Origin of the sequence: Mycobacterium sp., from assembly GCF_019247615.1 — a bacterium.
Lineage (GTDB): Bacteria > Actinomycetota > Actinomycetes > Mycobacteriales > Mycobacteriaceae > Mycobacterium.
Map to the genome: position 1 here is coordinate 1 of NZ_JAFBAT010000007.1, position 21,616 is coordinate 21,616.

Here is a 21,616-nt window from a genome sequence, read left to right on the forward strand (position 1 = left end):
AAGGTGCCGGCCCGGTTGGCCGGCATCGAGGACTCCGATCTGAGCGGCCAGGTCGGCGCGGTGTCGTCGCTGGCATGGCTCAGCGCGCCGGGTTCGGAGTTCCGCCCGTCGGTGTCACTGGAGGTCCGGCTGGGCCCGGGCATGAACCACACCGTCGTGGTCGAGCTCGACACGTCGGGCACCATCGACGTCGCCGCGGAACGCCGCCGCCTGGAAAAGGATCTGGCCGCGGCCCAGAAGGAGTTGGCGTCGACGGCTGCCAAACTGAACAACGCTGACTTCGTGGCCAAGGCCCCGCAAGACGTTGTCGGCAAGATCCGTGAGCGTCGGCGCGTCGCCCAGGAGGAACACGACCGGATCAGTGCGAGACTGGCCGGCCTGCAATGAGTTCGGAGCCGCACGAGTGGGGACCGGCGACCGGCCCCGAAACCGCCCCGCCGCCCACGCCGGATGAGATCGCGTCGCTGCTGCAAGTCGAGCACCTATTGGACCAGCGCTGGCCGGAGACCCGCATCGATCCCAGCCTCACCCGGATCAGCGCCCTGCTGGACCTGCTGGGTTCACCGCAACTCGCATATCCGTCGATCCACGTCGCGGGCACCAATGGGAAGACGTCGGTGGCCCGGATGGTCGACGCGCTGGTGACCGCGCTGCACCGGCGGACCGGCAGAACCACCAGTCCGCACCTGCAGTCGGCGGTCGAACGGATCGCGGTCGACGGTCGACCGATCAGTCCCGCGCGGTATGTGGCGACGTACCGGGAGATCGAGCCGTACGTGCAACTGATCGACGAGCAGTCGGAGTCCGGCGCTTTCGGGGAGCAGGGCCCGCGAATGAGCAAGTTCGAGGTGCTCACCGCGATGGCGTTCGCCGCGTTCGCCGACGCGCCCGTCGACGTCGCGGTCGTCGAGGTCGGGATGGGTGGTCGCTGGGATGCCACCAACGTGATCGACGCGCCGGTGGCGGTCATCACGCCGATCGCCCTCGATCACCTCGACTACCTCGGCGACGACATCGCCGGAATCGCCACAGAGAAGGCCGGCATCATCCGCAAGGCGGCCGGGGGTGCACCGGAGACCGTTGCGGTCATCGCGCGTCAGGTGCCGGAGGCGATGGAAGTGCTGTTGGCCCAAGCCGTGCGCGCCGATGCCGCGGTCGCGCGCGAGGGTTCGGAGTTCGCAGTCCTGGGCCGTCAGGTCGCGATCGGCGGACAAATGCTGCAGCTGCAAGGTCTGGGCGGGGTGTACTCCGACGTTTACTTGCCGCTGCACGGCGAGCACCAGGCGCACAACGCGGTGGTGGCGCTGGCCGCCGTGGAGGCCTTTTTCGGCGCCGGAGCCCGGCGCCAGCTTGACGTCGAGGCGGTCCGGGCCGGTTTCGCCGCCGTCACCAGCCCCGGCCGGCTGGAGCGCATGCGCAGCTCACCAACGGTGTTCATCGATGCCGCCCACAATCCGGCCGGCGCCGCCGCCCTGGCGCAGGCGCTGGCCGCCGAGTTCGACTTCCGACATCTGGTCGGCATTCTCAGTGTGCTGGCCGACAAGGACGTGGACGGCATCCTTGCCGCGCTGGAGCCGGTGTTCGATGCCGTCGTCGTGACTCACAATGGCTCGCCGCGGGCGCTCGACGTGGAGTCGCTGGCGCTGGCGGCGCGTGAGCGCTTCGGACCCGATCGGGTGACCACCGCGGAAAACCTGCGCGACGCCATCGACGTCGCCACCGCGCTGGTCGACGAGGCCGCCACCCGCGGGGAGGCGCAGGGCGAGTCCCTCTCCGGTATGGGGATCGTCATCACCGGCTCGGTGGTCACCGCCGGGGCCGCGCGCACCCTGTTCGGTCGTGATCCGGAATGACGGACCGGAGTCCCAAATCGCCGGCGTCGGCGGGCGACCCCTGGCGGAGCTTCAGCGCGGTGATGGCCGCGACGCTGATCCTCGAGGCGATCGTGGTGCTGCTGGCGATACCGGTCGTCGGCGCGGTCGGTGGCGGCCTGACCGGCCCATCGCTGGCCTACCTGATCGGCCTCGCGCTGGTGCTGGTCCTGCTTACCGGGCTGCAACGCCGATCCTGGGCGATCTGGGTGAATCTGGTTGTCCAAGTGGCGCTTCTCGCCGGTTTCGCGGTCTATCCCGGTGTGGGTTTCCTCGGCGTGCTGTTTACCGGGCTGTGGGCCCTGCTCGCCTATTTCCGCTCCGAGGTCCGGCGCCGTCAGCAGTAGACCACCGGGCCGAGCGGCGAATCGTTCTGTACGCTGTGCGCCGTGACCGAACGGACCCTGGTACTGATCAAGCCGGACGCCGTCGAGCGGCACCTGATCGGCGAAATCATTGCCCGCGTCGAACGAAAAGGCCTCACCATCGCTGCGCTGGAGTTCCGCCAGGTCAGCGAGCAGCTGGGCCGCCAGCATTACGCCGAACACGAGGGCAAGCCATTTTTCGGCTCATTGCTGGAATTCATCACCTCCGGGCCGGTCGTCGCGGCGATCGTCGAGGGCCCGCGCGCGGTGGCGGCATTTCGGCAGGTCGCCGGCGGCACCGACCCGGTGGAGAAGGCCGCGCCGGGCACGATTCGGGGCGATTTCGGCCTGGAGACGCAGTTCAACCTGGTGCATGGGTCGGATTCGGCCGACTCCGCGAAGCGCGAGATCGCGCTGTGGTTTCCCGGCGCTTAGCACAGCCGGCATAGCCGCCGTAGGGGGGACCTGAGGGGGTTTGCTCAAGCGCCTTGGTCGGGGGCGGGTGAGCTCGCCGATCGATGTGGGATACTGACAGCGGGTGAACGTCGCCGGACCGGCGTCAGACACCCGAATGAAGACTTAGGCAAGCGCGACCATCGCCATTCCGCGGTGTTGCGCCGCATGTCAGGCCGTCATTCAGCATGGCACCGAGCTAGTTCGGACCGAGCCGCTCGGGGCGAGACCATCACAACGCTCGGGAGAAGTGACCCGGGTCCATACGAAGCCCTCGCGTGGCCGCGTCGAGACGACGCGCCCGAGGGCTAAAGGAGAATACGTGGTAGACGGTGCACCGCCCACAGAATCAGCACAGGGGCCGAACCGGGACGAGGACCTCCCTGACCGGTTGAGGGTCCATCAGCTGGCGCGAGCGCTGGGCACCACCAACAAAGAGGTGGTCGAGGCGCTCATGGCACTGGACGGGCAGGCCCGCAGTGTGCATTCCGGGGTAGACCGCGAGGATGCGCTGCGGGTACGTGACCTGCTCTTCGCCAAACCCCTGCCGAACATCCCCGGCTTCAGCAGCGCGCCCGCCGCCCAGCAACCGCTGATGCTGCCGACCTCGAGCGAGCGGCCGCATTACATGCCGCTGTTCGTCGCGCCGCAGCCCGTCGAGACCGTTGAGGACGACACCGATTCGGATGATTCGGCCGCCGAGCTTGACGAATCGGACACCGACGGAGACGAGCATGCCGATCGGCCGGCCGGCAAACGACGCCGTCGTGGCCGTCGGGGCCGCGGCCGCGGCCGTGGGGACCAAGCCGGATCCGACGGGCAAGGGGCCGGTGACGACGGCGACGCCGATGCCGAGGACTTGGACGGCCACGACTCCGACGAGTCCGACGACTCCGAGGGCGGTGACGACGAGAACGGTTCGGCAGACGCGGCCAGTCGGCGTCGCCGCAGGCGCCGGCGGCGGAAGTCCGGCGCGGCCGAGGACAACGAAGACGGTCCGGCGCCCGACGATCCGCCGAACACGGTCGTGCACGAGCGGGCACCCCGCAGTGGTAAGGACGGCGGCGCCGACGATGCCGGTAATGCCGCGAACACCGAGATCAAGGGCATCGACGGCTCCACCCGGCTGGAGGCCAAGCGGCAACGCCGCCGCGATGGGCGCGACGCCGGCCGGCGCCGTCCACCTGTGCTGACCGAGGCCGAGTTCTTGGCGCGCCGCGAGGCCGTCGAACGGGTGATGGTGGTGCGCGACCGGGTCCGCGAAGAGCCCCCGCACCCCGGCGCGCGGTACACGCAGATCGCGGTGCTGGAAGACGGCATCGTCGTCGAGCATTTCGTGACCTCGGCGTCGTCCGCCTCCCTGGTGGGCAACATCTACCTCGGCATCGTCCAGAACGTGTTGCCCTCGATGGAGGCAGCGTTCGTCGACATCGGACGGGGCCGCAACGGCGTGCTGTACGCCGGAGAGGTCAATTGGGAAGCTGCCGGCCTGGGCGGCTCCGACCGCAAGATTGAGCAGGCCCTCAAACCCGGCGACTACGTGGTGGTCCAGGTCAGCAAGGATCCGGTCGGGCACAAGGGCGCGCGGCTGACCACGCAGGTGTCCCTGGCGGGTCGCTACCTGGTGTATGTGCCCGGCGCGTCCTCGACGGGGATCAGCCGCAAGTTGCCCGACACCGAACGTCAGCGGCTCAAGGAGATCCTGCGCGAGGTTGTGCCGTCCGATGCCGGCGTGATCATCCGCACAGCGTCCGAGGGCGTCAAAGAGGACGACATCCGCAAGGACGTCACGCGCCTGCAGGAGCGCTGGCAGCAAATCGAGGCCAAGGCAACCGAGACCAAGGAGAAGGCAGCCGGCGCCGCGGTGGCGCTCTACGAAGAGCCGGACGTGTTGGTCAAGGTCATTCGCGACCTGTTCAACGAGGACTTCGCGGGCCTCATCGTGTCCGGCGACGACGCCTGGAACACCATCAACGAGTACGTCAATTCCGTTGCCCCCGAACTAGTTTCGAAGCTCAGCAAATACGAGCCGGCCGGGGGCCCGGATGGGGCTGCCGGCCCGGATGTATTTGCGGTGCACCGCATCGACGAGCAGCTCGCCAAGGCGATGGAGCGCAAGGTGTGGTTGCCGTCGGGCGGCACGCTGGTGATCGACCGGACCGAGGCGATGACGGTCGTCGACGTCAACACCGGCAAGTTCACCGGTTCCGGGGGAAACCTGGAGCAGACGGTCACCAAGAACAACCTCGAGGCGGCCGAGGAGATTGTGCGCCAGCTGCGGCTGCGCGACGTCGGCGGGATCGTGGTGATCGACTTCATCGACATGGTGCTGGAGTCCAACCGCGATTTGGTGTTGCGTCGGCTGACCGAGGCGTTGGCCCGCGACCGCACGCGCCATCAGGTGTCCGAGGTGACGTCCCTGGGCTTGGTCCAGCTGACCCGCAAGCGGTTGGGGACCGGGTTGATCGAGGCGTTCTCGACATCGTGTCCCAACTGCGGGGGCCGCGGCATCCTGCTGCACGCCGATCCCGTCGACTCGGCTCCGGCGAACGGACGCAAGTCCGACTCCGGTGGTCGCCGAGGCAGGCGATCGAAGAAGAAGGGGTCCGACGAGTCCGGCGACAAGGGCATTGTGGCCAAGGTGCCTGCGCATGCCCCCGGCGAGCACCCGATGTTCAAGGCCATGGCCGCAGGGGCGGCGGGCTCCGCCGGGGCGGCCGGCGCGCAAGGCGGCGCCGACACGCAATCGGATGAGTCCGATGAAGAATCCGCCCCGACCTTGGACGAGACCTTGGTCGAGTCTCAGGAACAGGCGGCCGTTGCACCTGCGGTCGACGAGCAGGAGGACTTCGAGGACACCGAAGACGACACCGAAGACGAAGCCGACGAGGACACCGAAGACGACACCGAAGACGATGAGGAAGAGCTCGACGATGACGACGACCTCGACGATGAAGACCTCGAGGACGACGATGATCTCGATCTCGACGATGACGATCTGGATGTCGAGGATTCCGACCCGGAGCCCGACGACTCGGCGGCCGAGACCGGCGACGATGTCGCGATTGCGGTCGACGGCAGCTCACCGTTCGCGCGTCCGCGCCGCCGGCGCGCGGCCGGCAGGCCGGCTGGTCCCCCTATCCACACGGACTGACTTTCTACGGCACGCTGGCAGTCTCCCGGGCAGTCTCCCGCGCGGTTTGACCCTTTAGCCGCTGGTCACGTACCCTTGGACAGTTGTCGTCAGGCTGGCTCTCGGTCGGCGATGAGCGGGGCTGCAGGGCTCAGGTTTCGCCCGGGGCGGACCCGCACCCAGACCCACCACGCAGAAGCCGGTGGTACGCGCGCGAGGCGCCGCACCGGCCGGCAGAACGAGAAGAAAGAGCAGGAGCAACGATGGCGACCTACGCAATCGTCGAGACTGGCGGCAAGCAGTACAAGGTCGCCGTCGGAGACGTGGTCAAGGTCGAGAAGCTCGAATCCGAGCCGGGGACGAGCGTGTCGTTGCCGGTCGCCCTGGTCGTCGACGGTGCCACCGTCACCACCGATGCGGCCGCGCTGGCCAGTGTTGCGGTGACCGGTGAGGTCCTCGAGCACACCAAAGGCCCCAAAATCCGTATCCACAAGTTCAAGAACAAGACCGGCTACCACAAGCGTCAGGGCCACCGTCAGCAGCTGACGGTCCTGAAGGTCACCGGGATCACGTAACGGAGGACCACCACACATGGCACACAAGAAGGGCGCTTCCAGCTCGCGCAACGGTCGCGACTCCGCCGCGCAGCGGCTGGGCGTGAAGCGGTTCGGTGGCCAGGTCGTCAAGGCCGGCGAAATCCTGATCCGCCAGCGCGGCACAAAGTTCCATCCCGGCGCCGGCGTTGGGCGCGGCGGCGACGACACCTTGTTCGCCAAGGAAGCCGGAGCCGTCGAGTTCGGCGTCAAGCGGGGACGCAAAACCGTGAGCATCGTCGCGGCCGGTCAGTCCGCCGACTGAGCTCGCCGATGCGCGGGCCGCATCGTCGCGGGAGGACCCTCGATGCCTCGGTTTGTCGATCGCGTCGTCATCCATGCTCGGGCGGGCTCGGGCGGTAACGGCTGCGCGTCGGTCCACCGCGAGAAATTCAAGCCGCTTGGCGGCCCGGACGGTGGCAACGGCGGCCGCGGCGGGAGCGTCGTCCTGGTGGTCGACCCGCAGGTCCACACCCTCCTCGACTTGCACTTCCACCCGAACATCACCGCGCCGTCGGGCAAACAGGGCATGGGCAACAACCGCGACGGCGCCGCGGGCGCAGATCTGGAAGTCAAGGTGCCCGACGGCACCGTCGTACTGGACGAAAACGGGCGCCTGCTGGCCGATCTGGTCGGCACGGGAACGCGTTTCGAAGCCGCCGCCGGCGGTCGCGGCGGCCTGGGCAACGCCGCACTGGCATCGCGTGCCCGCAAGGCTCCCGGCTTTGCGTTGCTCGGCGAGCGGGGCCAATCCCGCGACCTGACGCTGGAACTCAAGACCGTCGCCGACGTCGGCCTGATCGGCTTCCCGTCGGCCGGGAAATCGTCACTGGTGTCTGCCATTTCGGCCGCCAAACCCAAGATCGCCGACTATCCGTTCACCACACTGGTTCCCAATCTCGGTGTGGTATCGGCGGGTGAGCACACGTTCACCGTCGCCGATGTGCCCGGCCTGATCCCGGGAGCCTCAGCGGGCCGCGGGCTGGGCTTGGATTTCCTCCGGCATATAGAGCGCTGCGCCGTACTGGCGCACGTCGTCGACTGTGCCACAGCGGAACCGGGGCGCGACCCGATTTCGGACATCGACGCGCTGGAGGCCGAACTCGCCGCGTACCAGCCCACCCTGCAAGGCGATGCGGCCCTTGGCGACCTTGCTGAGCGGCCACGGGCCGTGGTGCTCAACAAGATCGACGTGCCGGAGGCCCGCGAACTCGCCGAATTCGTCCGTGACGACATCGCGCAGCGTGGCTGGCCGGTGTTCCTCGTGTCGACCGTCACCCGGGAAGGATTGCAGCCGTTGATCTTTGGCCTCTGGCAGCTGATCTGCGACTACAACGCGGCACGGCCGCAGGTGGTGCCCCGGCGGCCGGTGCTTCGCCCTGTTCCGGTCGACGACAGCGGCTTCACCGTCGAGCCGGACGGACACGGCGGCTTTGTCGTCACCGGCGCCCGGCCCGAGCGCTGGGTCGGCCAGACCAATTTCGACAACGACGAAGCGGTGGGTTACCTTGCCGACCGCTTGGCGCGACTCGGTGTCGAGGAGGAACTGCTGAAGCTCGGCGCGAAACCGGGCTGCGCCGTGACCATCGGGGAAATGACCTTCGATTGGGAGCCGCAAACGCCTGCGGGAGAACACGTTGCGTTGTCCGGCCGCGGCACCGACGCGCGTCTGGAACGCAGCGAACGAATCGGGGCCGCCGAGCGCAAGGCCGCCAGGCGTCAGCGCCGCCAACACGGTGACGAAGAATGAGCGCCCACCGCGAAGCCGTCCGAACCGCGCGCAGCCTCGTGGTCAAGGTTGGCACCAACGCGCTGACCACGCCGTCCGGCGAGTTCGACGCGGCTCGGCTCGCCGAACTGGCCGACACCATCGAGGCGCGCATGAAGGCGGGCACCGACGTTGTCGTCGTGTCTTCGGGTGCCATCGCCGCCGGCCTCGAGCCGCTCGGGTTGTCGCGTCGCCCAAAGGATTTGGCGACCAAACAGGCCGCGGCCAGCGTGGGGCAGGTTGCCCTGGTGAATGCGTGGAGTGCGGCGTTCGCCCGCTACGGTCGCACGGTCGGGCAGGTACTGCTGACCGCCCATGACATCTCGCTGCGGGTCTCCCATACCAACGCCCAACGCACCCTTGACCGGCTGCGCGCGCTGCGCGCGGTAGCGATTGTCAACGAGAACGACACGGTGGCCACCAACGAAATCCGGTTCGGCGACAACGATCGGCTCTCCGCGCTGGTGGCCCACCTGGTGGGCGCGGAGGCCCTGGTGCTGCTGTCCGACATCGACGGGCTGTACGAGTCCGATCCACGAAAAACCAAGGGGGCGCGGTTTATCCCGGAGGTGTCTGGCCGGGAGGACCTGCGCGGGGTGGTCGCCGGCCCCGGCAGTGACCTGGGGACCGGCGGGATGGCGTCGAAAATGTCCTCGGCGCTGCTGGCCGCCGACGCGGGCGTGCCGGTGTTGTTGGCCGCCGCGGCGGATGCCGCGGCGGCGCTCAGCGACGCCTCGACCGGAACGGTGTTCGCCGCCCGGCCGGCTCGGATGTCGGCCCGCCGGTTCTGGGTGCGTTATGCCGCCGAGGCGGCCGGTTCGTTGACGCTCGACGAGGGCGCGGTGCGCGCGGTGGTGCGGCAACGCCGCTCGCTGCTGGCAGCGGGTATCACCGCGGTCGCGGGCCGCTTCTACGCCGGCGACGTCGTCGAGCTGCGCGGACCGGACGCGGCCATGGTGGCCCGCGGTGTGGTCGCCTACGACGCGACCGAACTCGCCACCATGATGGGCCGGTCGACCTCAGAGCTGCCCGGTGAGCTGCGCCGGCCTGCGGTGCACGCCGACGACCTGGTTGCGGTGTAGTCAGCTGAAGGGGTTGCTGTTGTCCTGCCACGCCGCCGATTCGGGGCGTGGCCCGTAGCGGCGGACGTAGTCCTCGTGCATCCACGCTTGCTTTTGCCGCTTGATGACATCGACCAGGTTCGGATCGAGGCCATGCTGCGCCAGCCGGTGCCGACGCCACACCTTGTTCAAGGCAAGCGAGATCAGCAGCGCCCAGATGTAGAGCGGCACCGTCATCTCGGCGTGCACATACAGCGAAGCGGGCAGCAACCAAAATGGTGCGAGCACGAACAGCGGTGGTATCGCCCACCGGATCATGTTCCGGCGCACGGCTCCTTGGCCCGCCAGGTCTTCGGCGACCCAGGCGCGCATCGAGTTGGGCAGGGACCGGCCGTACGAGTAGCCGATGCGCTGCCAGCGGTTGGGTGTCCTGCCGGTCATGGTTGCTCCTGTGGCTGACGGTTTCAGGATAACGGTGCTTCGGCGGCAGGGCAGTTTCGCCTGATCCACCCCCGCCGGCTGACCGCAGCCAACGCTGTCGGCACTCACCGGCGACACCCACGTGGCCTTCGCCTCGTAACCGCGACGGATCGACCGCCGAGGTGGTCGGCAAGCGGCGATCAGCACGCCGGTATCGGCTCGAGATAGAGCGTGTTCCAAATGATTTCGGCAAGCGTTGCGGCCAGCTCGGCGTCATAGGAGGCCGGCGCGGTGGGCAGGTTTTGCTGGCAGGTGCGCTCGACCATCCAGGTCAGTGCACTGGCCGTGGTGACTGGGGGCAGCTCAGGACGGATATGGCCATCGGCCTGACCGTCTCCGATGACGCGGGTCAGCCGGGCGGTGATAGCGGTCAGCAGGTCCCGGTAGGTCGCCCCCACCGCGGGGTCGTAGGCGGCCATCTCGTTCAGGGCGACGAGCACGGGTTGGTGTCGCCGGTAGGTGCCGATGATGCCGGCCATTGCCGCGCGGACATCGTCGGGGTCATGGCGCCATGCCACGCTCCACCATTGACCGGCGCTGTCGGCGAGGTCGGCGAATACCTGGTCGGCCAGTCGGCGGAGCAGGTGGCCTTTGTCCTCGAAATAGATGTAAAAGCTGGCGCGCGAAATGCCGGCCTCGCTCGATAGCCGGTCCACACTCAGCTCGGTGAAGCTGGCACCGTCGCGCATCAGCCGCTCGGTGGCGTCGAGCAGCCGGCGCTCGAGCTGCTCTCGGCGCTGCTGGCGTCCCGGCTCACGATTGCCCCCTGGCTTACGGGTGACCGACGGCACTCGCCCAGCATAGCCGCGCGATCAACATATTGACTAGACAATCTGTCTAGGCATATCGTCCGCCATAAGCAACGAAGGAGCGATCATGACGGCGATGACAGACACGGCGGGCTCGAGCCGAGGTTACGACGCGATCGATCTGTCCTCGCGCGCGTTCTGGTCCACGACGGCGGCGGAGCGGGAACGGTCCTTCGCCGTCCTCCGGGCCGAGCGTCCCGTGAGCTGGCACGCGCCGGTCGAGGAAACGCTGATGCATGATCCCGACGACCACGGCTATTGGGCGGTCACCCGACGTTCGGACATCATCACGGTGAGCCGCAACAACGACGTGTTCCTGTCCGGCAAGGGGGTGATCTTCGAGAACGTTCCCGAGGAACTGCTTGAGGCCTCCCAATCCTTCCTGGCGATGGACCCACCCCGGCACACCAAGCTGCGGAAGCTCGTCAGCGCCGCATTGACCCCGAGGCAGGTTCGCCGCATCGAGGACTCGATCAATCTGAACGCCAAGAGGATCGTCGAAGGGCTCGCCGCCGTCGGCAGTGGTGCGGACTTCGTCGACCACTGCGCCAAGCAATTGCCCATCCGCACGCTGTCCGACATGGTGGGGATTCCGGAGTCCGAGCGCGAGCACGTGGCGCACGCCGCCGATGCGCTGGTGTCGTGGGCCGATCCGGTTTATCTCGACGGGCGCAACCCGCTCGAGGTCTTGGTTGAGAACCAGGTGTACCTCCACCAGGTCGCCGGCGCGCTGGCCGCCGAGCGCCGCGAGCATCCCGGCGACGACCTGTTCAGCAGCCTGGTGAACGCCGAGGTGGACGGCGACCGGCTGGCCGACGCTGACGTGGCCGCATTTTTCGTATTACTCGCCGTGGCCGCCAACGACACCACCCGTCAGACCACCAGCCACGCGATGAAGGCGCTCACCGACTTTCCCGATCAGCGGTCATGGCTTCGCGACGATTTCGACAATCGCATCGGCACGGCGGTCGAGGAATTCATCCGCTGGGCAACCCCGGTCATGACTTTCCGCCGTACGGCCGCAACCGATGTCGAGCTGGGCGGACAACCGATCTCGGCGGGGGAGAAGGTGGTTATGTTCTATCCGTCCGGCAACTGGGACACCGAGGTTTTCGATCATCCGCAGCGGTTCGACCTGAGCCGCAACCCCAACCCGCACGTCGGCTTCGGCGGCGGCGGCGTGCACTTCTGCCTGGGTGCCCATCTGGCACGGGCGCAGCTGCGGGCCGTCTTCCGCGAGCTGCTCGTCCAGTTACCGGATATCCAGGCGGGCGATGCGTCCTACGTGCCGGGCAACTTCATTCACGCCATCCGCAGCATGCCCTGCTCGTTCTAACGCGGTATCGCGACCAACGCCCGCACCAGTTCGGAGGCGAGCAGCGTCAGCAATTCCGAGCATCCGCCGTCGACCTTCACGGTGGCCAGGTCGTCGCCGCGGGTGCGGCCGCGGTTGACGATGGCGATCGGGATACCCAGCGCGGCGGCATGGCGCACGAATCGGTAGCCGGAAAACACGGTCAGCGACGATCCCGCAACCAACATCGCCTCGGCTTGGTCGACGAGTGAATATGCCTTCGCGACAATGTTTTTGGGCACGCTTTCGCCGAAGTAGACGATATCCGGCTTGAGCATGCCGCCGCAGCGGGGACAGTCCACATAGCGGAACGATGCGGTATCGCTGACGACGGCGTCCGCGTCGGGGGCAACCGCCAGGCCCCCGACGGCTTCGGCTCGCTCGATGAATCCGGGGTTGAGCGCCTCCAGCCGTTCGGCGAGCGCGGCTCGGCTCATGCCGTCGCGGCAGCCCAGGCAGATCACCCGCGCATAGGTGCCGTGCAGATTCACCACGTTCCGGCTACCGGCCTTGGTGTGCAGCAGGTCGACGTTCTGGGTGATCACGCCGCTCACCACGCCGGCGTCTTCCAGCGCGGCCAGCGCCCGGTGGCCGGCGTTGGGCGCGGTGTCGTGCATACGCTGCCACCCGACATGATTGCGCGCCCAATACCGTTGCCGGAACACGGCATCGGACCTGAACTGGTCGATGGTCATGGGATTGCTCGGCGGCGAATCGGGTCCGCGGTAGTCGGGAATGCCGGAGTCGGTCGAGATCCCCGCACCCGTCAGCACCGCGACTCGTCGACCGGCCAGCTGCGCGACCAGTTCCGGCGCCTGTGGACACGTCATTCCGCCACCCTCACCGCGACGATCCGGTCCAAGCCCGAAATCCTGAGTGAGGTTCTGATCGGGCCCGTGTGAGAAACGATGAGCGTGACGGCGGTGGTGGCGGCCAACTCGAATAACGCCCCGATGGTCGCGCTGTCGCAGTAGCGGATTCGGGAGATGTCCACGGCGATGGCTGCCGTGTCCCTAGCGGCGCGCGTCAACGAATCTTTGAACTCCTCGACGTTGGCCAGGTCAATATCGCCCGCGGCGGTGACGACGGGTGGCTGGTTCACGACGTCCACGCTCACAGTGAGTGGCGGCTCGATCATGGACAAAGATCCTTCTCCAGTACCACCGTGGTTCCCGCCGCGCTGCAGGTGACGTTGAAGCGGTCAACCAGCGCCTTCATGAGGAGGAACCCGTGTCCCCGGTTCCCGGGCGCCTCGGGCGGCGGTCGCCAGCGGCCGTTGTCAGAAACGGTCGCCACCAACGAAGCATCGGTGATCTCTGCGGTCACGGTGAGTTGCACCCCGTCAATCGTGTCGTGGTCAATCGTTTCGTGACCCGCGTGCTCGACGGAGTTGGCTGCCGCCTCGCCGACGGCGAGCAGGAGATCGTTGAGCGTGGCGGCGTCGATGGCGGCCGCCGGCAGCCATTGGCGGAGATGTTCACGGATGATACGGAGGTTGTCGGCGATCGCAGGAAGCTGCAGTCGCAGTGGTCGCGGTGGCTGTCGGTAGAGCAGTACGGCGACGTCGTCGTCGTAGCCTCCCGGCGGCGCCAGGTCATGCATGAGGCGATCGCCCAGCACCTCAGGATGCAGGTGCCGGTGGTCGCTAAGCGTCAACCTCGCGCGCTGCACGCCCCAGTCGATGGATTCCCCTCGCCGCTCGATCAGCCCATCGGTGTAGAGCAGCAATGTCGCGCAGGGTGGCACCGTTGCGTTGGCTTGGATCCGCGGGACGTTGCTCGACGTGGCCGCAACGGGCAGCGATTGTCCCCGGTCGAGCAATTGCGTCTCACCGTCCGCGCTGACCACGACGGGCGGCGGATGGCCCGCGCTGGCATAGGTGATCACCGATGTGGCCGGATCAATCACAGCGCAGATCACCGTGGCGAATTTCGCGTCGGGGATGGCCCATGCGAACTGGTCGAGGCAGTCGAGCACCGCGACGGGACTTGACGTGGCGAGTAGCAGGGCACGAACGGCCGAACGAAGCTGACCCATCACCGCCGCGGCGGAGAGTCCCCGGCCGACGCAGTCCCCAACCACGACTCCGACGCGCTGATCGCGCAGCCTGAAGACGTCGTACCAGTCGCCACCCACTTGCAATGGTTCTTCCGCGGGCTTGTAACGCACCGCGAATCCGTGCGGCAACCTGGTGGGCCCGAGAATGGCATGCTGCAAGGTCAGCGCGACGGTTCTGGTTCTCTCGTACTCGCGGGCGGCGAGCAATGCCTGGGCGAGGTGGCTGGTCAGCTGACCGAACAGTTCACGATCCTCCCGCGGCGCCGGTCGGCTCGACGTGCGTTGGATGGCAATGGCCGACGTCGCCGCACCGTCGAGCGGCGCAGCCAGCGTCGCCGTACCGTCGTCACCCACGAACGTCATCACGGATGCGGCCGGACAGTTGCGCGCCGTTTGCAGCGCCTCGACCACTGATTCTTGATCGCTCTGGCCCTGTTGATCGATATGGTCAGGTGGCCACGCGAGCATATCGGGTTTCGCCGCCGGGTCGTCCCATTGCGCGACGACGACCCGACGGGCGCCGAACACCTTCGCCAGGTACTTGGTCGCCACGCCGAGCAGGCCGTTGGTGGTGCGGTTACCGGCGAGCGCGACCGCGAATTGCGATAGATATTCATCGCGTTGACTCGCGAGCCGCTCTGCGGTCACATCGACAGCGGTCCCGACGAACAGCTGCCGATCGTTGTGCGGGTCAGTCACTATCCCCGCCGAGCACGCGACCCACAATCGATGGCCGTCGCGGTGGCGCAGTGGCAGGGTGAACCGACCACCATCGTCACTCAAGGAACGCGCGTAGGCGTTCTCGCAAATCGCCCAAGCATCCGGTTCGGATTCTTTGGCCGGTATCCATGGTTGCGGCCACCGATACGGGAGGCCCGCCGCGTCCCAGCCGGTCATCTGAAAGAAGGCACGATTTGCCTCGACGACGGTGCCGTCCTCGTCGGTGACAAAGCAGCCCTCTTGCATGGAATCGATGAGTGCCTTGCGGAATTGTGCTTCGCGGTTGCGGTACCGCGCCATTTCCAGGTTGGAGCGCACCCGCGCCAGCAGCTCGACGGTAGAAAACGGTTTGGCAAGGTAGTCGTCGGCCCCCGCGTCGAGTCCGCCCACCGCGGCTTCCTCGCCGGCCCGAGCGGAGAGGAACAGCACGGGCGTCGCCGCCGTGCGCGGATCGGAGCGCAATGCCGAGAGCAATTGGAAGCCGTCCATCTGCGGCATCATGACGTCCGTCAGGACAAGCTCCGGGAGGTGCTCACGGGCGAGTGCCAGTCCGGCAAGGCCATCGGCCGCTTCCACGACCCGCCAGTACGGTGCGAGGACGTCGCTGATGAAGGCGCGCATGTCGGCGTTGTCCTCCACCACCAGCACGCAGGCGGCGTCCGGCGACGATGCCGGTGCAGCGCGAAGGTGGTGCCGGGTTGCGGACCATTGCAATGCCTCGTCCAGATATGCCCGGCTGACGTCCGGCCGGCTTGGAACCGTTTCCGCCGTGGCCGTAGCACTCGGCGCCGGACAGGGCAATTCGATGGTGAAGGTGCTGCCTTCGCCCTCCCACGACTGCACCGCTATTTCACCGTCGTGCAAGTGCACCAGCTCGGCGACGAGCGCCAGACCTATGCCGGCGCCCTCGTGGCTGCGTCCTTCGCGGCCGCGGACACGGTGAAATCGCTCGAAGACTTTGGGCAATTCGTCGCTGGGGATGCCGATCCCGGTGTCGGCAACCGTCAGCCGGACGGCGTCGCCGTCCTGCTCCAGGCGCACCTCGACGTTGCCGGCCAGCGTGTATTTCACGGCATTAGAGAGCAGATTGAGGACGATCTTCTCCCACATGCCCACGTCTACCGATACCGGTCGCCGCAATTCCTGGATTTCGCAGCGCAGCTCGAGTCCCGCGTGAGAGAAGGCAGGAGCGAACGAGGCAACCAGCTCACGCGTGGCGACGGCAAGGTCGACGAACTGCCTCTCGGGCAGCCTCTTACCCGCCTCGATGGTGGCGAAGTCCAGCAGGTCGTCGACGAGGCGGCGCAACCGTCCGGCATTGCGCCGGATCACCTCCACACGTTCACGCTGGGCCGGTCCCAGCGGTTCCTGAGCGTCGAGCAAGCTGTCCTGCGCAGGCCCCGCGATCAGCGTCAACGGTGTCCGGAACTCGTGGCTGACATTGGCAAAGAATTCGCTCTTGGCCTTGTCGAGGGCGGCCAGGGCCTCGGCCCGCCGGCGCTGAGCCTGATACGCGAGCGCGTCGCTGACCGCCCGGCTGATCTGCGCCGCCACCAGCCCGAGGAAACCGAGAAACTCATCGTCGAGGCTGCGGTAGGGCGTCACCCCCCCGAGCAACACGGCGGCCGCGCTGCCGTCGTCGCCCAACTGGATGGGCATGGCCGCGGCTTTCTCGGGTGGCTGATCACCGACCGGGTTGGCGCCGCCCAACGCGGCCTGCGCCCATGGCCTCGGCACGTCGAGGAGCGGCACGGGGTTATTGGTGCGCACCGCCTTGAGGAGCTCGTCCTGCGGCGGACGCAGCACCGACGGGTCGGAGAGACCCATCGAGCAAATCAGCTTGGCGCCATCTTGGGCGGGATCCACGGCGAAGACCGCTGCGAACGGCAAATCAGTTCGGTTGTGGGCGAGAGATTGCAGCGCGGCGTCGCAGACGGTTTCCATCGTGGCTCCGTTTTGCGTCGCGGCGTTCGCCGTCCTCTCGCCGAGCGCGCGCAGTGCTCGCAAACGGCGCTCGCTCAATACTCGTTGAGTGGTCTCGGTGACGGCGGTGAACACCCCGCCGACGGCGCCGGCCTCGTCCCGGATCGCGCTGTAGGAGTATGTGAAATATGCCTCTTCGAGGTACCCGAACCGGTTGGCCGGCAGCAACTGATCGTCAGAGAAGGTGGCCGCGCCGGTCTGCAGAACGCTGTTGAGTTGCTTGCCGATGATGTGCCACATTTCCGGCCAGACCTCGGCGCCGGCGCGGCCGAGGGCCGGGTGCTTTTCCGGTCCCAGGATCGGTACCCAGGCGTCGTTGTAGAGCAGCACCAGCTCCGCGCCCCACCAGATCACCATGGGATAGCGGGAACTCAAACAGATGCCGACCGCCGTTCGCAGGCTTTGCGGCCAATCGGCCACCGGCCCGATCAGTGACTTCGACCAGTCGAAAGCCCTCATGCGGGCGGCCATTTCGCTGTCGCCGACGAAGGGTGAAATCGCGGCCTCGGCGGCCACGTCGCGGTGAGAAGCGGCGGTCATCCCGGCCCTCCTGTCCGCGGGGGATGCTCGTCCGGCGCGGCACCGCACGGACGACTGTCCTCACGGGATTATCCCCGGTTACCAGGCCACGCGGGAAGGTTAACGCCGATCGAGGTCCGCTAAGAATTCAAGCAGTCCGCAGCGGTGGTGAGCTCCGCGGACATGTTCGTCTCCATCATCTTCAGCGCGGCCTTGCCCAGGTCCGCGTCGATGTGGGCGACGGCGTCGGTCGGGATGACGACGGGCAAGTGGCGCACGTAGGCGTCGAGCGCGGTGTACAGGATGCACTGCTCGGTGACCTGGCCCGTCAGGATCAGCCGCTTGGTTTCCAGCCGGCCGAGCAGGTACGCCAGCGCCGTCGAGTAGAACGCACTGTGGCGCACCTTGGTCATCAGTCGGGTGGCGCCGGCCGGCGCGATCGGCTTGATCAGGTCGGGGCGTGCGCCATCGAGGGCGGCCCGGACGACGTCGGAGAACTCGGCGCTGAAGTCGCCGTAGTTGTCGTTGACGTAGACCAGGTCGACGCCGTCGTCCTCCCTCGCCCGTCGGACCAGGTCGGCGAGCGGGTCGATGACCTTCTCGACATTGGGTATCAGATCTTCAGCGTCGTCATGCTGATAGGTGTTCATCATGTCGACGACGACGACGGCGGTATGGCTCATGCCGACGGGGATACCCGGCGGGCACGAGTTGACAACAGTCGGGCGACAATGGAAGAGCCATGTTATTTCGCGAGGACTTTTATAACGCCTACGAGCAGGGTTTTGTCCGCGTAGCGGCGTGCACCCACCACACCACGATCGGCGATCCGGCGGCCAACGCCGAGTCGGTGCTGGGACTGGCCCGCGAGTGCAGTGACGACGGCGTCGGGGTCGCCGTGTTTCCCGAGCTGACGCTGTCCGGGTATTCCATCGAGGACATTCTTTTGCAGGATGTCTTGCTCGACCAGGTGGAAAACGCGATCGCGGACATCGTCGCCGCTTCGAGCAACCTGTTGCCGGTTTTGGTCGTCGGCGCACCCCTGCGCCACCGGCATCGGATCTACAACACCGCGGTGGTCATCCACCGCGGCGCGGTGCTCGGGGTGGCACCGAAGTCCTACCTGCCCACCTATCGCGAGTTCTACGAGCACCGCCAGGTCGCGCCCGGCGACGACGAACGCGGCGTCATCCGCATCGGATCGGTCGAGGCACCGTTCGGGCCCGATCTGTTGTTCGCGGCATCGGACCTGCCGGGTTTCGTGCTGCATGTGGAGATCTGCGAGGACATGTTCGTACCCATCCCGCCCAGCGCGCAGGCGGCCCTGGCGGGCGCGACGGTGCTGGCCAACCTGTCGGGCAGCCCGATCACGATCGGCCGCGCCGAGGATCGTTGCCTGCTGGCCCGGTCGGCATCGGCGCGGTGCCTGGCCGCATACGTCTACGCCGCGGCGGGGGAAGGGGAATCGACCACGGATCTGGCGTGGGACGGGCAGACCATGGTCTGGGAGAACGGCGTCCTGCTCGCCACGTCGGAACGCTTCCCCAAAGGGGAGCGACGCAGCGTCGCGGACGTCGACATCGAGTTGTTGCGCGCCGAACGGCTGCGGATGGGAACGTTCGACGACAACCGGCGCCATCATCGCTTGTCGGCGGAATCGTTTCGGCGCATCGAGTTCCGGCTTGACCCGCCGGGCGGCGACCTGGGCCTGCGTCGCGAGGTCGAGCGCTTCCCGTTCGTGCCGGCGGACCCGGAACGCCTGGAACAGGATTGCTACGAGGCGTACAACATCCAGGTCTCCGGGCTCGAGCAGCGGCTGCGCGCATTGAACTACCCGAAGATCGTCATTGGGATATCCGGAGGCTTGGACTCGACGCACGCGCTGATCGTCGCCGCACGGGCGATGGACCGGGAACAACGTCCACGCAGCGACATTCTGGCGTTCACACTGCCCGGCTTCGCCACCGGCGACCGCACCAAGCGCAACGCCATCGCGCTGTCCCGCGCGCTCGGAGTCACCTTCTCCGAAATCGACATCACCGAAACCGCGAAGCTGATGTTCAAAGAGATCGACCATCCGTTCGCGCGGGGCGAAAAGGTTTACGACGTCACGTTCGAGAACGTCCAGGCCGGCCTGCGCACGGACTACCTCTTCCGGCTGGCCAACCAGCGCGGCGGCATCGTCCTCGGCACCGGCGACCTCTCCGAGATCGGATTGGGCTGGTCGACATACGGTGTGGGCGATCAGATGTCGCACTACAACGTCAATGGCGGTATCCCCAAGACACTCATCCAGCACCTGATCCGCTGGGTGATCGCATCGGGCCAGTTCGAGTCCGAGGTGACCGACGTGCTGCAGTCGGTGCTCGACACCGAGATTTCCCCGGAACTCGTTCCGAGCGGCGAGGAGGAGGAGCTGCAGAGCAGCGAGGACAAGGTGGGTCCGTATGCGCTGCAAGACTTCTCGCTGTTTCACGTGCTGCGTTTCGGGTTCCGGCCGTCGAAGATCGCTTTTTTGGCCTGGCACGCGTGGAGCGACCCCGAGCGGGGCAACTGGCCACCCGGTTATCCGCAGGGCAAGCGACCGTCCTACTCGCTCAAAGAGATTCGCCATTGGCTGGGAGTGTTCGTGCAGCGGTTCTACTCGTTCAGCCAGTTCAAACGCTCCGCCTTGCCCAACGGCCCCAAGGTGTCACACGGCGGCGCGCTGTCCCCGCGCGGCGATTGGCGCGCCCCGTCGGACATGTCCGCTCGTGCCTGGCTCGACGAGATCGACCGCCAGGTGCCGGAGGAATAGCTCCCGCCAAGGTGAGTGCTAGCGCATCAGCCCCACGCTGGGCAGGAACCGGCCCACTCGGGCGGCGTAAGCGCGATAGGCATCGCCGTGCGTCCGCAGCAGGTACGGCTCCTCGACGAGGCGGACCTGGAGCTCGACGGTGGCGACGAGCAGGATAAGTCCCGCGCAGGCAACAGGATTCGGCGTCACCAGCACAATACCGATGCCGAACGTGAACATGGCGCTGTAAATCGGATTGCGGATGATGCCGAACACGCCGGTGTGCACCAGCGTGGTCGTTTCCTTCTGGTCCACCCCGATCCGCCAGGAATCACCCATCTCGAGTTGCGCGTACATCGTCGCGGCGATGCCGACCGTGGCGATGACGATGCCGACATACTGAACCCAGACTTCATCCAGCATCCCGACGGGTTGGATGATCTTGATCTCCTGCAGGATGGGCGCGCTCACCGCCACGATCAGGGCGACGACGAAGCCGATGCCGGCGAGGCGTTCCAACAGGCCCCCGGCGCTGACGCCGCGGAAGCCGGTAGATCCCGTGCGGCGGTACTGCAGCCAACTGCGCCAACCGAATCCGAGCACACCGAATATCGAGAAGAGCACCAGTGCAATGTCGGCGGCGGCTGTCGCAGGCATCAGCGAGCTCCCATGACCGCCGTCATGGCCAGCGACAGTACATCAAGCCTCGCGGTCATGAAAAGCCGTCCCGCAGTGTCGCGTCGATCGCTTGGGCGCTCGGCGCGCAGTCACCGGCACCAGGTACCGAGGTCGCCAGCGCACCCGCGGCACAGGCACGATGCAACGCCGCCCGCCTTCCCACCGGCGTACCCGGGTTGGCCGGCCAGCTCGCGGCCAGCACTCCGGCGAACACGTCGCCGGCGCCGGTGGTGTCCACCGGTTCGACCGCCGGGGCGGGTACCGTAAGCTCGCCATCGAGGCCGATGTAGCGGGCCCCCCGCGCGCCGAGGGTGACGACGAAGTGGCTTGGCCGCCACGGCCACTCGCCGGCTTCGGCTTCGTTGGCGATCACCACGTCCGCGGCGGTCGCCAGTTCGGCCAGGGAGCGCGGATCCTGCCCGGCCGGTGAGGCATTGACGACGACGACCGCACCCGCCGAACGCGCCACGCGCGCCGCCGCCACCGCCGTGGTCACCGGGATCTCCAGTTGGGTCAACAGCACTTCGCAGGCGCCGATGGCCTCGCGAGCATGCGCCGAGTCGACTCCCAACCGCTCATTGGCGCCCGGCGCCACCACGATGATGTTCTCGCCCCGGGCATCGACCACCACCATCGCCGCGCCGCTCGCTCCGCTCAGTACGACGGTCCCGTCCAGGCCAACGCCATTCGCGCCCAGATGAGCCCGCAGCCGCTCGCCGGCAGCATCGTCGCCGACCGCCCCGACGAACTGCACCCGCGCGCCCGCCCGTGCCGCCGCCACGGCCTGATTGCCACCTTTGCCTCCGGGCCCGTGGGTCAGCGACGACGCCAGCACCGTCTCGCCCGGCCGCGGAAGGGCGCGGACTGCGAACGTCGTATCCATGTTCACGCTGCCCACCACGCAGACGCGCGTCGCCATTCCGCCGACGGTAGTCGACGGAATGACCCGAAAGCCGCCATTCGGCGACACCAAACAAAGAATGCTCGTACCGGTG

At 67.3% G+C, this 21,616-nt stretch carries 18 protein-coding genes and 1 pseudogene; 11 read left to right on the forward strand and 8 right to left on the reverse strand.

Annotation, left to right across the window (positions count from 1 at the left end):
• The 9 genes and pseudogenes from JO059_RS00335 to proB form a co-directional block, all read left to right on the forward strand.
• Window positions 1-387 (forward strand): annotated as a pseudogene (locus tag JO059_RS00335) (valine--tRNA ligase); the annotation flags it as partial.
• Window positions 384-1,853: a folylpolyglutamate synthase/dihydrofolate synthase family protein gene (locus JO059_RS00340; RefSeq protein ID WP_293313682.1), complete on the forward strand. Its 1,470-nt coding sequence runs from the start codon at window positions 384-386 to the stop codon at window positions 1,851-1,853. The pseudogene JO059_RS00335 and the gene JO059_RS00340, both read left to right, overlap by 4 nt.
• Window positions 1,850-2,218, forward strand: coding sequence for a DUF4233 domain-containing protein (locus JO059_RS00345; RefSeq protein ID WP_293313685.1), 369 nt, complete (start codon window positions 1,850-1,852; stop codon window positions 2,216-2,218). The genes JO059_RS00340 and JO059_RS00345 overlap by 4 nt, the downstream gene beginning before the upstream one ends.
• Before the next feature lie 42 nt (window positions 2,219-2,260).
• On the forward strand, window positions 2,261-2,671 hold the full coding sequence (ndk, locus tag JO059_RS00350) for a nucleoside-diphosphate kinase (protein WP_293313688.1): 411 nt from the start codon (window positions 2,261-2,263) through the stop codon (window positions 2,669-2,671).
• Window positions 2,672-3,011: 340 nt separating this feature from the next.
• Window positions 3,012-5,843: an Rne/Rng family ribonuclease gene (locus JO059_RS00355; protein WP_293313691.1), complete on the forward strand. Its 2,832-nt coding sequence runs from the start codon at window positions 3,012-3,014 to the stop codon at window positions 5,841-5,843.
• Window positions 5,844-6,085: 242 nt separating this feature from the next.
• The gene (gene rplU, locus JO059_RS00360) at window positions 6,086-6,397 is read left to right on the forward strand and encodes a 50S ribosomal protein L21 (RefSeq protein ID WP_293313694.1); all 312 of its coding nucleotides are present in this window, start codon (window positions 6,086-6,088) and stop codon (window positions 6,395-6,397) included.
• Window positions 6,398-6,413: 16 nt separating this feature from the next.
• Window positions 6,414-6,680, forward strand: a complete 267-nt coding sequence (gene rpmA, locus JO059_RS00365) for a 50S ribosomal protein L27 (RefSeq protein ID WP_293313697.1) — start codon at window positions 6,414-6,416, stop codon at window positions 6,678-6,680.
• A gap of 42 nt (window positions 6,681-6,722) precedes the next feature.
• Window positions 6,723-8,165: a GTPase ObgE gene (gene obgE, locus JO059_RS00370; RefSeq protein WP_293313700.1), complete on the forward strand. Its 1,443-nt coding sequence runs from the start codon at window positions 6,723-6,725 to the stop codon at window positions 8,163-8,165.
• On the forward strand, window positions 8,162-9,265 hold the full coding sequence (proB, locus tag JO059_RS00375; protein WP_293313703.1) for a glutamate 5-kinase: 1,104 nt from the start codon (window positions 8,162-8,164) through the stop codon (window positions 9,263-9,265). Before obgE ends, proB begins: the two co-directional genes overlap by 4 nt.
• On the opposite strand, the gene JO059_RS00380 is transcribed toward proB, so the two are convergent.
• A complete protein-coding gene (locus JO059_RS00380) occupies window positions 9,266-9,685 on the reverse strand; it encodes a DUF5313 domain-containing protein (RefSeq protein ID WP_293313706.1) in 420 nt (139 codons plus the stop codon). It lies immediately after the preceding gene.
• Between the two features lie 179 nt (window positions 9,686-9,864).
• On the reverse strand, window positions 9,865-10,515 hold the full coding sequence (locus tag JO059_RS00385) for a TetR/AcrR family transcriptional regulator (RefSeq protein ID WP_293313709.1): 651 nt from the start codon (window positions 10,513-10,515) through the stop codon (window positions 9,865-9,867).
• Between the two features lie 94 nt (window positions 10,516-10,609).
• On the opposite strand from JO059_RS00385, the gene JO059_RS00390 reads away from it, so the two are divergent.
• The gene (locus tag JO059_RS00390; RefSeq protein WP_293313805.1) at window positions 10,610-11,869 is read left to right on the forward strand and encodes a cytochrome P450; all 1,260 of its coding nucleotides are present in this window, start codon (window positions 10,610-10,612) and stop codon (window positions 11,867-11,869) included.
• Here JO059_RS00390 and JO059_RS00395 read toward each other — a convergent pair.
• The 4 genes from JO059_RS00395 to JO059_RS00410 form a co-directional block, all read right to left on the reverse strand.
• Window positions 11,866-12,717, reverse strand: a complete 852-nt coding sequence (locus JO059_RS00395) for an NAD-dependent protein deacetylase (RefSeq protein WP_293313712.1) — start codon at window positions 12,715-12,717, stop codon at window positions 11,866-11,868. The genes JO059_RS00390 and JO059_RS00395 overlap by 4 nt on opposite strands.
• On the reverse strand, window positions 12,714-13,025 hold the full coding sequence (locus JO059_RS00400) for an STAS domain-containing protein (RefSeq protein WP_293313715.1): 312 nt from the start codon (window positions 13,023-13,025) through the stop codon (window positions 12,714-12,716). Before JO059_RS00400 ends, JO059_RS00395 begins: the two co-directional genes overlap by 4 nt.
• Window positions 13,022-17,188, reverse strand: coding sequence for a SpoIIE family protein phosphatase (locus JO059_RS00405; protein ID WP_293313718.1), 4,167 nt, complete (start codon window positions 17,186-17,188; stop codon window positions 13,022-13,024). The genes JO059_RS00400 and JO059_RS00405 overlap by 4 nt, the downstream gene beginning before the upstream one ends.
• Before the next feature lie 119 nt (window positions 17,189-17,307).
• On the reverse strand, window positions 17,308-17,850 hold the full coding sequence (locus tag JO059_RS00410) for an isochorismatase family cysteine hydrolase (RefSeq protein WP_293313721.1): 543 nt from the start codon (window positions 17,848-17,850) through the stop codon (window positions 17,308-17,310).
• 59 nt (window positions 17,851-17,909) lie between these two features.
• On the opposite strand from JO059_RS00410, the gene JO059_RS00415 reads away from it, so the two are divergent.
• Window positions 17,910-19,964, forward strand: a complete 2,055-nt coding sequence (locus JO059_RS00415) for an NAD(+) synthase (RefSeq protein ID WP_293313724.1) — start codon at window positions 17,910-17,912, stop codon at window positions 19,962-19,964.
• An 18-nt stretch (window positions 19,965-19,982) separates the two neighbouring features.
• On the opposite strand, the gene JO059_RS00420 is transcribed toward JO059_RS00415, so the two are convergent.
• Complete coding sequence (locus tag JO059_RS00420) at window positions 19,983-20,600, reverse strand: isoprenylcysteine carboxylmethyltransferase family protein (RefSeq protein WP_293313727.1); 618 nt, start codon at window positions 20,598-20,600, stop codon at window positions 19,983-19,985.
• Window positions 20,601-20,655: 55 nt separating this feature from the next.
• Window positions 20,656-21,540: a ribokinase gene (locus tag JO059_RS00425; protein WP_293313730.1), complete on the reverse strand. Its 885-nt coding sequence runs from the start codon at window positions 21,538-21,540 to the stop codon at window positions 20,656-20,658.
• Between the last annotated feature and the right edge of the window lie 76 nt (window positions 21,541-21,616).

Coding starts and splice junctions, on each gene's coding strand:
- JO059_RS00340 (WP_293313682.1), top strand. CDS start 384: ATGAGTTCGGAGCCGCACGAGTGGGGACCGGCGACCGGCCCCGAAACC.
- JO059_RS00345 (WP_293313685.1), top strand. CDS start 1,850: ATGACGGACCGGAGTCCCAAATCGCCGGCGTCGGCGGGCGACCCCTGG.
- rplU (WP_293313694.1), top strand. CDS start 6,086: ATGGCGACCTACGCAATCGTCGAGACTGGCGGCAAGCAGTACAAGGTC.
- rpmA (WP_293313697.1), top strand. CDS start 6,414: ATGGCACACAAGAAGGGCGCTTCCAGCTCGCGCAACGGTCGCGACTCC.
- obgE (WP_293313700.1), top strand. CDS start 6,723: ATGCCTCGGTTTGTCGATCGCGTCGTCATCCATGCTCGGGCGGGCTCG.
- proB (WP_293313703.1), top strand. CDS start 8,162: ATGAGCGCCCACCGCGAAGCCGTCCGAACCGCGCGCAGCCTCGTGGTC.
- JO059_RS00380 (WP_293313706.1), bottom strand. CDS start 9,685: ATGACCGGCAGGACACCCAACCGCTGGCAGCGCATCGGCTACTCGTAC.
- JO059_RS00390 (WP_293313805.1), top strand. CDS start 10,610: ATGACAGACACGGCGGGCTCGAGCCGAGGTTACGACGCGATCGATCTG.
- JO059_RS00395 (WP_293313712.1), bottom strand. CDS start 12,717: ATGACGTGTCCACAGGCGCCGGAACTGGTCGCGCAGCTGGCCGGTCGA.
- JO059_RS00400 (WP_293313715.1), bottom strand. CDS start 13,025: ATGATCGAGCCGCCACTCACTGTGAGCGTGGACGTCGTGAACCAGCCA.
- JO059_RS00405 (WP_293313718.1), bottom strand. CDS start 17,188: ATGACCGCCGCTTCTCACCGCGACGTGGCCGCCGAGGCCGCGATTTCA.
- JO059_RS00410 (WP_293313721.1), bottom strand. CDS start 17,850: ATGAGCCATACCGCCGTCGTCGTCGTCGACATGATGAACACCTATCAG.
- JO059_RS00415 (WP_293313724.1), top strand. CDS start 17,910: ATGTTATTTCGCGAGGACTTTTATAACGCCTACGAGCAGGGTTTTGTC.
- JO059_RS00420 (WP_293313727.1), bottom strand. CDS start 20,600: ATGCCTGCGACAGCCGCCGCCGACATTGCACTGGTGCTCTTCTCGATA.
- JO059_RS00425 (WP_293313730.1), bottom strand. CDS start 21,540: ATGGCGACGCGCGTCTGCGTGGTGGGCAGCGTGAACATGGATACGACG.